Source organism: Pseudomonas sp. P129 (genome assembly GCF_020312195.1).
GTDB lineage: Bacteria > Pseudomonadota > Gammaproteobacteria > Pseudomonadales > Pseudomonadaceae > Aquipseudomonas > Aquipseudomonas fragariae.
Map to the genome: position 1 here is coordinate 749292 of NZ_JAGPYS010000002.1, position 12502 is coordinate 761793.

Consider the following 12502-nt stretch of genomic DNA (forward strand, 5'->3'; position numbering starts at 1 on the left):
CTTGAAACAGGGCTCCCATAAAACGCCGACTGGTCATTCACTGCAACACTTTTTATCCGGTTTTACCTAGCGATAACCCTGCGCCTGCAGATCGAACAGCGCGGCATAGCGCCCTGCGGCGGCGATCAGGCTGTCATGATCACCGCGTTCCAGCACCCGCCCGTGCTCCAGTACCACGATGTGTTCGGCATTGCGCACGCTGGAAAAGCGATGCGATATGAGCAGCGTCATGCGCCCTTTGGCATACTCGCGAAAATGCTCGAATACCGCCGCTTCTGCGCCTGCATCCAGCGCAGCAGTCGGCTCGTCGAGAATCAGAATATCGGCGTCGCGGCGCATGTAGGCGCGTGACAGCGCGATTTTCTGCCACTGCCCGCCCGACAGCTCCTGACCTCCCGCAAACCAGCGACCCAATTGGGTGGCGTAGCCTTTGTCGAGCTGTTCGATGAACTGCGCGGCCATGCCCTGCGCCGCCGCTTCGCGCCAACGGCCTTCATCATGGAAGGCCTGAGTGTCGCCGACTCCAAGGTTCTCGCCGACCAGAAACTGATAGCGAATGAAGTCCTGAAAAATCACGCCGATACGCGATCGCAAGGCCTCTTCGTCCCACTCCTGCAAGTCGCTGCCATCCAGCAGAATACGGCCTTGATCGGGTTGATAGAGGCGCGTCAGCAGCTTGATCAGCGTGGTCTTTCCCGAGCCGTTCTCGCCCACCAGGGCCACGCTGCGCCCCGGCGCCAAGTGCAGATCGATGTTTTCCAGTGCCGGACGGCTGGTCCCCGGGTAGGTGAAACTGACGTTTTCGAAGCGCATGCCATCGCCGGGCTGCGCGCCCACGGTCAGGCTGCCGGCAGACGGCGTGACCGGCTGACCGAGGTAGACATACAGGTCGGCCAGATACAGGCCGTCCTCGTACAGACCACTGATGGCGCTGAGACTGCTGCTGACCGCGGCCTGCCCCTGCTTGAACAGCACCAGGTACATGGTCATCTGCCCCAGGGTGATCCGCCCATGCACCGCATCGACCACCACCCAGGCGTAGGCCAGGTAAAACGCAGCCGTGCCGAGCAGGCCGAGCAGGAAGCCCCAACCATCACGGCGCACCGTCAGGCGCCGGTCTTCGGCGTACAGACGCTCGAAGGTGTCGCGGTAACGCTTGAGCAGCAGCGGCGCGAAGCCGAACAGCTTGACCTCTTTGATATAGCCCTCGTGGGAGAGCAGTGTTTCGATGTAATTCTGCCGACGGGTTTCCGGAGCGCGCCGGGTAAACAGGCGGAACGCATCGCCGGAAAAATGCGCCTCGGCAAAGAACACCGGCAACGCGCCGAGCACCAGAATCAGCAACGCCCAAGGCGAGAAATGCACCAGCAGTACGGCAAAGCTGATCAGCGAAATAAGGTTTTGCAGCAACCCCAACGATTTGGTCACCAGCGCCAGCGGCCGTGTCGAGGCTTCACGCCGGACCCGCACGAGTTTGTCGTAGAACTCGGAGTCTTCGAACTGCGACAGCGACAGGGTCTGGGCCTTCTCCAGAATCAGGGTATTGACCTTCTGCCCCAGCAGCACCCGCAGCAATGCCTGCTGCACCGAAAGCCCACGCTGTGCTGCCGCCAGCAGAGCCAGCACACCGGCTTCGAACAACACATAGCGCAACACCGGCCACAACGGCGCTTCGCCTGCGCTGGCGTGCAACTGCATGGCAGCGACCACGGCATCGACGATGCGCTGGCCGAGCCAGGCGGCCAGCGCGGGCAGCAGGCCGGCGATCAGCGTGGCGACGATCAGGCCGATGGACAGCGCTCGGGAAGTGGTCCAGACCAGATGCATGGCGCGCAAGGCCTGCTGCATGAACGAAATGAAACGTTTGAAAACCGGCATACGCTTAAAAACTCTTCAGACAGGTCGAACCCCCTTGAGGGGCGGCCATCATACGACCACAGGTTCGTTGAAAAACAGGAAACTCATCATGAAAGATACTTACAACCTGCAACGCTTCGTCGATGCCCAGCAGCCGCTGTTCCAGCAGGTGTTAACGGAACTTGAAGCCGGGCAGAAACGCTCCCACTGGATGTGGTTCGTGTTCCCGCAGATCCAGGGGCTGGGGCGCAGCGACACGGCGCGACACTACGCAGTCACCGATCTCGATGAAGCGCGGGCTTACCTGCAACACCCCGTGCTGGGCCCGCGCCTGGAACAGTGCGCCGGCATCATTGCGCCTCAGGTAGAACGTTCGGCGCGACAGATCTTCAGTTCGCCGGATGACATGAAACTGCATTCGAGCATGACCCTGTTCAGCATCGCAGCACCTGAGCGGCCTGTGTTTCAAAAGGTGCTGGATACGTTTTTCGGGGGCGAGCGGGACGCAATGACGGTGAACCTCCTGTCACGATGATTCGACTTCACTTGGGCGCACGCTGCACGCAGCGTTCGCGTCGGTCGTCGACGCGCTCGGCAAACCAGGCGGTAGTAAGGTTGCGGGTGATTTTCGGACTTTTCAGGGTGATGCCAGGCAGGATGGCTCTGGGCAAAGGCTTGCCCGCCGCCCTGTCCGCCAGGGCGAAGACCTTGCTGTACAGATCGGTTTCCTCGAACTCCAGCGTATCGCCCTGCTTGAGCTGGTTCCATATCTGCGACTTGTTCATCCCCAGCCGATCACCGAGGGTGCGCACCGCCAGCTCGGTGGAGCCTGGCGAGGTGGAGTCAAAGCGGATCAGGTCGCCATCCAGCGCCAGCTCGATCCCGGTTGCCCGACTCACGGCATTCTGGAACGCAGCATTGCGGCTGGCGTACCAGCCGGCATTGAAGTCGGCAAAGCGGTACAGCGACTCGGTGTAGTTGACCGGGTAGCCCAATAGGTGGGCGATACCGAAGTACATGCCACCACGGCGGGTGAAGACTTCGCGACGGATCGAACCGTCGACTGTGTAGGGATAATCCTCGGCGTGTTTCTCGGCAAAGGCGATGCTGACCTGCATCGGCCCGCCGGTCTTGACCGGGTTGAAGTTGCCGAACAACGCCTGACCCAGCGGCACCATGCCGATGAAGTCATCAAAGATCGCGCTGAGGTCTTTCTCGGTGCGCGCAGAATCAAGGCGTTTGCCGTAAGTCTTGCCGTCCGGCGAGCGCACGCGCAGCGCCGTGGCGATCAGCGCATCGGGAATGTGCAGCCGCGCGGCGCGGCGGTTGATTTCAGCGCGGGCGATGTGGCCCATGTCCGGCACTGCAGGATCGACTTGAAAGGTCGACTCCTGCTCGGTAACGGCCATCACCGAACACAGGTTTTCGGTGGTCAGCGGGATTTTCTGCGCGGCAAACGCGGCATGAATATCCGTGGCCCATGCCTGGCGATCCGTAACCGTCGCCGGCATCAGGCGCACGATCTGCGCGCGCGCCTGTTCAGGCGTCAACTCGGGTTCCAGAACCCGTTGCGTGCCGCAGCCTGCCAACACCAGCAGCCCGACGCTCAGCATGAGCGATTTGCATAGCCTTCTATTCAATCCATGACTCCTGTCTGGTTCGCGCTTCGACGCGCGGTTCACTTCAGAAGGCTTTTCACCTCAAAAGACCGACCAGTCGACCCTCGCGCTGAGTTTTTCCAGCGCAGCCATACCGACAAGGGAATTGCCCGCTGCGTTCAACTCCGGGGACCACACACAGACTGAAGCACGCTCGGGCACGATCGCAACGATACCACCGCCTACCCCGCTCTTGCCCGGCAGGCCTACGCGATAGGCGAAGTTGCCGGCCTCGTCGTACAAGCCGCTGGTGGCCATGATCGAGTTGACCTGGGTGGCCTGACGCGCCGTAAGGACCTGCTCGCCGCTGTGCGCGCAAAAGCCCTGATGCGCCAGGAAGCCGAATGCCTTGGCCAGATCGATGCAGTTCATGCTCAGCGCACAATGGTGGAAGTAGCTGCGCAGCACGTCTTCCACATCGCCGTGGAAATTGTCGAAGGACTTCATCAGATAGGCCGCCGCGGCATTGCGCGAACGGTGCTGGTATTCGGAGTCGGCGACTTTGGAGTCGGAAGTGATCGCCCGATTGCCGCACAGGCGTCGAACGAAGTCGCGCATCGACAGCGACGGTGCTGCAAACCGCGCCTGATTGATGTCGCAGATCACCAGCGCACCGGCATTGATGAACGGGTTGCGTGGCCTGCCCTGCTCGAATTCCAGCTGCACCAGCGAGTTGAACGGCTGGCCGGAAGGCTCGTGCCCGAGGCGCTGCCAGATCTCCTCGCCCGAGTGATTGATGGCTTGCACCAGGCTGAACACCTTGGAAATGCTCTGTATCGAAAACGCCGTTTCGGCGTCGCCGGCGCTGAACACCTGGCCATCGTTGCCGTACACCGCGATGCCCAGTTGATCAGGCCGGACCTCGCCCAGTGCCGGGATGTAATCGGCAACCTTGCCCTGACCAAGCAAGGGTCTTACTTCGTCGAGGATTTCGTTCAGCAGGTCTTGCATGTGTGCGCCCCTTGTTTTGGCTGCGCACACTACACCAACCTCAAGCGCCTCGCATCACTGCGTTGCAGGCTCAGGTCCTGTAGTCGGTGTCATTACGCTCCAGCTCGCGAATCAGGGCATTCCAGTGCCGTGCGACACCCGGCGCATGGCCGTCCTTGATGGCCTTTGCCTGCTGCTCCACCTTGGCAATCACCTCGCGCGGCGGAAACACCAGTTCGGCGTTACCCGCCGACTGCGCTGCAATCTGAATGTTGCAGGCGTACTCGAGGGCATGAAGCTGCTGAAACGCATGCTCGACACTCACCCCGCCAGTCAGCAACCCGTGGTTACGCAGGATCATCACGCTCTTGTCACCCAGGTCCGCTACCAGCCGTTCGCGTTCGCTCAAATCCAGCGCAATACCTTCATAGCCGTGGTAAGCCACCCGGCCGGAGAAGGCAATCGAGTGCTGGGAGATGGGCAGCAGGCCGTGCTTCTGGGCCGACACGGCGATACCGTCACGGGTGTGAGTGTGCAGCACCGCCTGCAGGTCGTGGCGCGCTGCATGAATGGCGCTGTGAATCACGTAACCGGCGTAGTTGATACCCAGCCCGGTGGGGTCATCGACAATCGTCCCGTCAATATCGACCTTGACCAGGTTGGACGCGGTGATTTCATCAAACAACAGCCCGAACGCGTTGATCAGAAAGTGCTCGTCCGGGCCCGGCACACGTGCCGAAAAGTGCGTATAGATATGATCGGTCCAACGCTTGAGCGCCGCCAGCCGATAGGCTGCCGCCAGTTTGACCCGGACGTCCCATTCCTCCGGCGACACTCTGTCGCGCACGCTGCCGCCACCCGACTGCGTCGTACCTGACTGGACTGGCAAAGCGCTGACGTTGCTCATGGTATTGCTCCTTGATGACTGCTGACTGATCAACAAGACTAGGCGTATGGCAATCCAATTAAAAAGCACATTTACTTCTAAGCTAATTATAAAAAATCAGAATATTAAAATCTGCTTGGTCATCTGCTTTGCGCGTGTGCACGACGGTCTATGATTATTCCTAAAGGCTATTTAAATAACTTTTTGTATAGCGACATGCTCCAGAGCATTCTAAATCCCCGCTGGAGCATCGCACGCCGAAGACTGCAAGATTTCTGCCCCGTATCAGCTGCCTCACAGCGGCCGACGCTCTGCGTAACACGGCGGTTCCGGGATGTCAGGTGGATTGAGGTCCGACTCAGGTCAGCTTTTCGCCCCTCGGCGAGTCACTTTGGTGGGGCCAAAGTGACCAAAGCCCCTGGCTCTGTTTCCGGCCCGACTTCGTCGGGTTCCTTCGCCCTGACACTGATCCGGGGGTCGCCGCAACGGGCCCTCCATGGCCCGGTGCGGCTTGCTCGGCGTCCTGCCGAGCATCCCCCGGATCAGCGTCAGGACTCAGCCGTCACTTACGTCGCAATTTGCGTTGTCAGTGCCATCGCGCCAAAAAAGCGCTTTCGTTTATGTGCAGTGCCCAGGAGCAAGGCATAGCGTCGTGTTGCAGCGTCACGAGCTTTATACAAACTCAACGCATTGGAACGACAGTCAGCGGCAAATCGCGCTACCAGTTATACGTCACCTTGCCGTAGTAATAAGCGCCGCTGTACCCGTAGGGTGAGAACGTGCTGTAGGCCAGGTTGCCGCCGCTGGAGGAGAAGTCGTTGAGCTTTTCCGGGTATTTGTCGGTGACGTTGTCGCCGCCCAGGGTAAAGACCCAGCTCTTGAGCTTGTAGTCGACCGCCAGGTCCAGCAGCCAGGCGGCGCTGAAGGTCTGATCGTTGACCTTGTCGGCCTGATAGCTGGTGAACTCGCCGTGGCGGACCAGGTTGGAGTGCAACGCCCAGTTACCGAACGTCAGGTCATTGCCCAGTGTCAGTTTGTGTTGTGGCGTGGTGTCGCCCAGCAAACCGATGCGTTCCCTGCGGTCTACCCGTACCAGATTCACCCCCAACTGATCGAGAATCGCCGGGTTGGCCTTCACGTCGGTGACTTTGGTGTGGTTGTAGTTGTAACCCACCGTGCTGTTCCAGCGCACGCCGTTGTCGAACTGATAGCGGTAACTGGCGACCAGATCGACGCCATCGGTGCTGGTGTCCGTGGCGTTGGTGAAATAGCGGGCACTGGTGTAGTTGATATCGCCTACGCCATTGCTGCGCAGGTAATTGATGGCGGTGTCATTGAGCACCAGATTGGAAGACAGCGAGATACGGTCCTGAATGTCGATGCGATAGACGTCGGCAGTCAAGGTCAGGCTGTTCAGCGGCTGGAGTACCAGGCCAAGGCTGTAGTTACGGGACTTTTCCGGTTTGAGGTCTTCGGCGCCCAACAGTTGTGCAACGTTACTGCCGGCCGGAAACGTGCCCGCTTCCTGGAGGGTGTTGCCAATCAGCTGCGACGACGTGAAGGCAAAATTCTGCTGCGCCAGCGAAGGCGCGCGGAAGCCTGTCGATACGCTGCCTCGCAAGGCCACCTGCGGAGTGAAATCGTAGCGCGCCGAGAGTGAACCGCTGACATTGGAGCCGAAATCGCTGTAGTCCTCGTGGCGAACGGCCGCCGACACGCCCAGTTTCTCGGTCAGATTGGTTTCCAGGTCCAGATACTGGGCGAAGTTGTGTCGCGAGTAACTGCCGGCATCCGCCGCACGGAAACCGCCCAGCCCGGAACTGCCGGTCTGGAAATACGACTCCGCTTGCCCTGCCTCGATCTGATAGCCCTGACGCAGGTATTCCGCGCCAAACGCAACCGATACCGGGTAAGGCAACCACGCTGTATTGAATTCTCTGGACAGATCGAGGCTCAGTTGCTTCTGATCATTGGTCAGCGTGCCGTTGTAGAACGAGCGCGGCGTGTTCAGTCCCAATGAGGTGTTGATGGTTTTGGTGCGCAGCTCATAGGAGTTTTTGCCATAGTTGGCGGACACGTCGTAGTGCCAGTCATACGCCAGCTCTCCGCGCAGGCCCGCGACCAGCGAGATGTCTTCGAGCGTGCCATTGATCAGCGGCAGATAGCCGTTGGGATAAATCGCCGCAATGTTATTCGAGGCATTGCTCGGCCGATAAAATCCGGCGGTTTCGCCACGCCTCTTGCTGTAGCCCCCGAAGCTATAGAACTCCGCCGCATCATTGAAGCTGTATTCAGCGTTGTACTGCAGCTTGCCCTCGTGCGTCTGTGGCTCGCCCTGGCGAAACACCTGCTGACCGTAAGTGGTGGACCCGACACTGGACGCTCGAAAGTCGTCACCGGCACGGTTGGTGTAGTCATTGTTGGCACCTTCACCGGAAAGGTTGAACGTGCCATTGTCGCCTAAAGCAAAACCGGTATTGCCCGACACCTGGCGCTGGATCCCGTCGCCCTTCTTGTATTGGCCGTACTGGCTGGAAATCGACCCGCCGTGGTCGGCGCTTTTGAGAATGATGTTGATCACCCCGGCGATGGCATCGGACCCGTAACGTGCCGACGCACCGTCGCGCAGGACTTCGATATGGTCGATGGCCGACAGCGGGATGGCATTCAGGTCGGCAGGTGCCGAACCGCGTCCGACCGCCCCGCCCAGATTGACGAAGGCGGATGTATGCCGGCGCTTGCCATTGACCAGCACCAGCACCTGATCCGGCGACAGGCCGCGCAGTTGCGCCGGACGCGTCAGCTCCGCACCGTCCACCAGGCTCGGCCGGGGGAAATTGATCGAAGGGATCAAACGTGCCAGCACGGTGCCCAGTTCGCTGGAGCCGGAACTGCGCAGGCTGTCACCGGAAATCACATCGATAGGCGACAGCGAGGCGCTGGCGGTACGCTCCTGCGCACGGGTGCCGGTCACGATCACTGTACCCAGGGTGGACGCACCCTGAGTGTTTGCTTCATCTGTCGCTTCTGCGGCGAATGCACTTGCACTGATGCCCGCGACGCTCAGCAAATTGGCTGAAAAAATCGCCGTGGCCAATACACTGCGTTTGAAATTCCCCATACCACTACCCCTTGAAAATCCCTGATCCAGAAACTCTGTTCTGGTTACAACGAGCGATCCGTGCGGCGGACGGTGGCGATCATTACGGTGTCTGATTAATGTTCCGGTAGTCCGATGCGATATAGCTTAATGACATTGATTTAAATATTTAAATATCAATAACGAATAAGCATCTGCATTTGTGTCAGTACTGAAAAATGCCTGCGATGCAGACAAAAAAAGGCCGCACCTGCCTGAGGATGCGGCCCGAAACTGTTGAAACTGTAGGTGGTATGAATCTTTTACCTGGCAGTGATTACCGACAATTTGGTAATCCCGGCACGTTCGATGGAGGCCATGGCGCGCGCGACTTCCCCGTAGTTGACGCCATTGTCCGCCTGCAATTGCACGCGCACGTCAGGGGCCTTGTCCCTGGCCGCCTTCAGGTTGCTTTCCAGCAAGTCCGGCTGGATTTCGTCCTTGTTGATGAACAGCTTGCCCTGCCCGTCGATGCTCACCACCAATGGGTCTTTCTGCTCCACTGGCGCGACCGATTCGGTCTTGGGCAGGTTGATCGGGATCGAGTTTGTCAATAGCGGCGCGGTAACGATGAACACCACCAGCAGCACCAGCATCACGTCTACCAGCGGCGTGACGTTGATCTCGCTCAGCACTTCATCGGTGTCTTGCGTGGAAAAAGCCATCTCAGGAGGCCTCCTGCACTTTCTGCCCGGCGTGTGCGCCTGCAGCGCCGGACTTCAATACCGGATGCAGCAGCACACGGAAGGCACTCTTCTGCGCCAGGCTATAGAAGTCATGGGCAAAGTCATCCAGATCGGCAGCCGTCAGTTTCAGGCGTCGCAGAAAGTAGTTGTAGACCAGCACTGCAGGCACTGCGACGGCAATGCCGACACCGGTTGCCACCAGCGCCGCGCCGATCGGCCCGGCCACCGTTTCCAGGCTCGCGGAACCGGCCGCACTGATGCCCTTGAGGGCCGACATGATGCCCCAGACCGTACCGAACAGACCGATGAAAGGCGAAGTGCTGCCGATGCTGGCGAGGATGGCCAGACCGGTTTCCAGCGAGCGGCGCTCGCGGACGATCTGCTGACGCAGGGCGCGCTCAAGGCGGTCCTGATGGTTGATGGACTGACTGAGGTCATGGGCCTGCGCGCCATCCGCCACCTGAATGGCGGCGTAACCGGCCAGCGCGACCCGAGCGGCAGCGCCCGGTTGCTCGTGGGCCAGTTGCGCGGCTGAATCCAGGCTCGATGCCGCCCAGAACTGCTTGTGGAACTTGCGATCCTGAGACTTCAGGCGCGAAAACTGCACGCCCTTGAGCAGGGCCAGGCCCCAGGTCGCGACGGAAAAAATGACCAGCAGCCAGATGACCGCGTGTTCGATGGATTCAAAAGGCGAAGCAATCAGGTTCATGGCGCAGCTCTCTCTATGAACAAAGTCTGAACAAGGCATGGGTTGTGTCGCGATGCGCCTTTGGTTCAGGTAGCTCGCCAGGTCATTCGAATAGCCGGGTTTGATCTTGAAGCGTTATTTGATCTTGAAGCCTCATTTGATCTTGAAATCAATGGGCACGCTGACCCAGCCATCCTGGGCGACATCGCCCTGCTTGGCCGGAACGAAACTCCAGCGTTTCACCGCCGCCAGCGCGGCGTCGTCGAGCTGGTCGCGGCCACTGCTCTTCTGTATCTGAATCTCGCCGGGTTTGCCGCTGGCCAATACATGTACGCGCAACAGCACAGTGCCTTCCCAGCCACGACGCATGGCCAGCGATGGGTATTCCGGGGCCGGGTTGCGCAGGTAACCCGCGCTGGCCGAGGCCGGGGTCACCGGCTTTGGTGCGGGCGCTGCCGGTGGCGCAGGCGCGGCGACAGGGGCTGCAGGTACAGGAGGTGCGGGTGGCTGCTCAACCGGTTTGGCCACTGGTTTTACAGCTGGCTTGAACACCGGTTTGGGCGGCTGTGGCTTGGGCTTGGGAATCGGTTTGGGCGGTGGTGGTTTGACTGCCAGTTCGTCCTCGACCGGAGGCGGCGGCTCGACCACCGGCTGCACGACAGGCTCGGGCGTTGGCGGCGGTGTTTCCACAACCGGTGGCGCAGGCTGGGAAAACTCGATGGTCATCGGCGGAATTTCAGGTGGCACCACCGGCAACGCTGGCGTCGGGTTCTGGCTCAGCCAGTAAATGATCGCGCCATGGAACACCAGCGCCAGCGCACCGAGCAAAATGGCTTCGCGCCGCCCCAGAATCGGCTTGGGGGTGCTTTGCAGCCGCGCTAACGCCAGCGGCGCACGGAAAGGACGCCCAAGATCGACCAGGTCGCCACTCGGCGTCTGGCGCCAGGGCACGTCATGTGCACTGGCTGCGGTCTGGACATTGCCCATTGATACACTCCTGCATTTTCATGATAAAAATCCAGGTTCTGTTGGTATCAGTCACCTTCCTAAGGCCGAAGTGGCGAGGCAATCATCGCCGAAAAAGGCTTGTTCCTGAAAAGAATATTTGGTTCGTCGGTTAGATCTTAAATACATATAAAGACCTGATTGACTGCTTTCTTGGACTCGGTCGGAATGCGGCATGAGTGTACGGAAAAGACTAGGGTGCCGACGTTCCGCGTCAGCTCTTGAATGTGCAGTGCGGCGCAGAGTTGTGACGCGGAGCGTCACGAAAGGCATTCCCACGCCGGAGCGTGAGGAACGATAGTCGTCAGGCAGATCATATCGTGCCGACGCTCCGCGTGGGCATGCCGTTCTGGACGCTCTGCGTCCTCTCTTGAATGAGCAGCGTGGCACAGAGTTGTAACGCAGAGCGTCACGAGAGGAGTTCTCACGCTGGAGCGTGAGGAACGATAGTCGTCAGGTAGATCACTCGACGCTCCGCGTCCGATTCTGCAAGCCTCAATGGCCGCTGTGATCGCCGTGGCTGCTGTGCTCGTCGCTGGTCAGTGACTTGGCGACTGCGCTGACCTGGATCGATTGCTTCGCGCCCTTGGCGTCTTCCACGGTCAGGGTCAGGGGCACTTGGTCGCCCTCTTTGACCTGGGCGGCCAGGCCCATGAACATCACGTGATAGCCGTCGGAATCGAGCATCACCGGTTTGCCGGCTGGCAGGTCGACCGAGTTGACGCGCTGCATGCTCATCACATCGCCTTTCATGCTCATCTCATGGATCTGCACGGTTTTCGCAACAGGTGAAGCAACGTCGACCAGCTTGCTGTCGGTGTCCGCAGTGATGCGCATGAACGCGCCCGTGGCTGACTGGCCTGGCACAGTGGCACGCACCCAGGCGTCATCGACGTGTGTTTCGGCCAGGGCCTGAGCGCTCAGGCCCAACAGCGAAAGGGTCAGCAACAGCGGTTTTGCGACGTTACGAATCAGAACGGTCATCAGCATACTTCCATCAAAGTGAGCAGATCTTCGGTGCATTGTTGGGCGGACAGCCTGTGCGACAACCCCAGGCGCAATACACCGCGGGTGTCGTAGACGTAACTGGTGGCAGTGTGCGAGATCGTGTAGGTGTCACCCAGCGGGACCTTCTCGAAGAATACGCCGAACTCCTTGGCCGTTGCCGCCGTTTCTTCAAGCGTGCCGGACAGTGCGACAAAGGTCGGATCGAAGGCCTTCACGTAGGCGTCGATCACTTCGGGCGTGTCGCGCTCCGGGTCCAGGGTAATGAACACCACCTGCAGCGTTTTGCCCTCCTCGCCCATCAGTTTCCTGATCTGCGCAGCCCGCGCCAGCGCCGTGGGGCAGATGGCCGGGCACTGGGTGAAACCGAAGAAGATCATCGGCATGAGGCCGCGAAAGCTGGACAAGGTCTTGACGTTGCCTTGCGAATCCTTGAGCCGGAAGTTGCGGCCGACAATCTCGTTGCTCATGTCCTTGCCGTGCTTGAACGGCAATGCGTTGGAACTGCCGCAGCCGGTCAGCAGGCCAAGGCTCAGCAACGAGAGGCCGGCGACCACCTCGCGGCGTGTCAGATGTTGCGTCATGTCATGCGTCCCCTGAGGATAAGGCGCGTGGATTCAGACAAATTCAAAGGCGGCGAATTTACCA

11 protein-coding genes are annotated in these 12502 nt (G+C 59.9%); 1 reads left to right on the plus strand and 10 read right to left on the minus strand.

Features of this window, described 5'->3' with window-relative positions; genetic code table 11:
- Positions 1 to 66 precede the first annotated feature (66 nt).
- Complete coding sequence (locus KBY02_RS08485; RefSeq protein ID WP_024642564.1) at positions 67 to 1878, minus strand: ABC transporter ATP-binding protein; 1812 nt, start codon at positions 1876 to 1878, stop codon at positions 67 to 69.
- An 88-nt stretch (positions 1879 to 1966) separates the two neighbouring features.
- Here KBY02_RS08485 and KBY02_RS08490 point away from each other — a divergent pair, with 88 nt between their 5' ends.
- Complete coding sequence (locus KBY02_RS08490) at positions 1967 to 2392, plus strand: DUF1810 domain-containing protein (RefSeq protein ID WP_024651518.1); 426 nt, start codon at positions 1967 to 1969, stop codon at positions 2390 to 2392.
- 7 nt (positions 2393 to 2399) lie between these two features.
- Here KBY02_RS08490 and KBY02_RS08495 read toward each other — a convergent pair whose 3' ends face one another.
- From KBY02_RS08495 to KBY02_RS08535, 9 genes are all read right to left on the minus strand, one after another.
- Positions 2400 to 3470 (minus strand): DUF1615 domain-containing protein, encoded by a 1071-nt coding sequence (locus tag KBY02_RS08495; RefSeq protein WP_024651519.1) that lies wholly within the window; start codon positions 3468 to 3470, stop codon positions 2400 to 2402.
- A gap of 87 nt (positions 3471 to 3557) precedes the next feature.
- Positions 3558 to 4466: a glutaminase B gene (gene glsB, locus KBY02_RS08500; RefSeq protein ID WP_011267568.1), complete on the minus strand. Its 909-nt coding sequence runs from the start codon at positions 4464 to 4466 to the stop codon at positions 3558 to 3560.
- A 70-nt stretch (positions 4467 to 4536) separates the two neighbouring features.
- On the minus strand, positions 4537 to 5352 hold the full coding sequence (locus tag KBY02_RS08505) for a class II aldolase/adducin family protein (RefSeq protein WP_024651520.1): 816 nt from the start codon (positions 5350 to 5352) through the stop codon (positions 4537 to 4539).
- 697 nt (positions 5353 to 6049) lie between these two features.
- The gene (locus tag KBY02_RS08510) at positions 6050 to 8452 is read right to left on the minus strand and encodes a TonB-dependent receptor plug domain-containing protein (protein WP_032653786.1); all 2403 of its coding nucleotides are present in this window, start codon (positions 8450 to 8452) and stop codon (positions 6050 to 6052) included.
- 281 nt (positions 8453 to 8733) lie between these two features.
- The gene (locus KBY02_RS08515) at positions 8734 to 9135 is read right to left on the minus strand and encodes an ExbD/TolR family protein (protein ID WP_003407991.1); all 402 of its coding nucleotides are present in this window, start codon (positions 9133 to 9135) and stop codon (positions 8734 to 8736) included.
- Position 9136: 1 nt separating this feature from the next.
- Positions 9137 to 9865, minus strand: coding sequence for a MotA/TolQ/ExbB proton channel family protein (locus KBY02_RS08520; protein ID WP_003407988.1), 729 nt, complete (start codon positions 9863 to 9865; stop codon positions 9137 to 9139).
- 132 nt (positions 9866 to 9997) lie between these two features.
- A complete protein-coding gene (locus tag KBY02_RS08525; RefSeq protein ID WP_011267565.1) occupies positions 9998 to 10831 on the minus strand; it encodes an energy transducer TonB in 834 nt (277 codons plus the stop codon).
- A gap of 513 nt (positions 10832 to 11344) precedes the next feature.
- Positions 11345 to 11839, minus strand: coding sequence for a copper chaperone PCu(A)C (locus tag KBY02_RS08530; protein ID WP_024641309.1), 495 nt, complete (start codon positions 11837 to 11839; stop codon positions 11345 to 11347).
- Positions 11833 to 12438 (minus strand): SCO family protein, encoded by a 606-nt coding sequence (locus KBY02_RS08535; RefSeq protein ID WP_003424002.1) that lies wholly within the window; start codon positions 12436 to 12438, stop codon positions 11833 to 11835. The genes KBY02_RS08530 and KBY02_RS08535 overlap by 7 nt, the downstream gene beginning before the upstream one ends.
- Positions 12439 to 12502: the final 64 nt, after the last annotated feature.

Coding starts and splice junctions, on each gene's coding strand:
- KBY02_RS08510 (WP_032653786.1), bottom strand. CDS start 8,452: ATGGGGAATTTCAAACGCAGTGTATTGGCCACGGCGATTTTTTCAGCC.
- KBY02_RS08490 (WP_024651518.1), top strand. CDS start 1,967: ATGAAAGATACTTACAACCTGCAACGCTTCGTCGATGCCCAGCAGCCG.
- KBY02_RS08525 (WP_011267565.1), bottom strand. CDS start 10,831: ATGGGCAATGTCCAGACCGCAGCCAGTGCACATGACGTGCCCTGGCGC.
- glsB (WP_011267568.1), bottom strand. CDS start 4,466: ATGCAAGACCTGCTGAACGAAATCCTCGACGAAGTAAGACCCTTGCTT.
- KBY02_RS08485 (WP_024642564.1), bottom strand. CDS start 1,878: ATGCCGGTTTTCAAACGTTTCATTTCGTTCATGCAGCAGGCCTTGCGC.
- KBY02_RS08505 (WP_024651520.1), bottom strand. CDS start 5,352: ATGAGCAACGTCAGCGCTTTGCCAGTCCAGTCAGGTACGACGCAGTCG.
- KBY02_RS08515 (WP_003407991.1), bottom strand. CDS start 9,135: ATGGCTTTTTCCACGCAAGACACCGATGAAGTGCTGAGCGAGATCAAC.
- KBY02_RS08495 (WP_024651519.1), bottom strand. CDS start 3,470: ATGCTGAGCGTCGGGCTGCTGGTGTTGGCAGGCTGCGGCACGCAACGG.
- KBY02_RS08535 (WP_003424002.1), bottom strand. CDS start 12,438: ATGACGCAACATCTGACACGCCGCGAGGTGGTCGCCGGCCTCTCGTTG.
- KBY02_RS08530 (WP_024641309.1), bottom strand. CDS start 11,839: ATGCTGATGACCGTTCTGATTCGTAACGTCGCAAAACCGCTGTTGCTG.
- KBY02_RS08520 (WP_003407988.1), bottom strand. CDS start 9,865: ATGAACCTGATTGCTTCGCCTTTTGAATCCATCGAACACGCGGTCATC.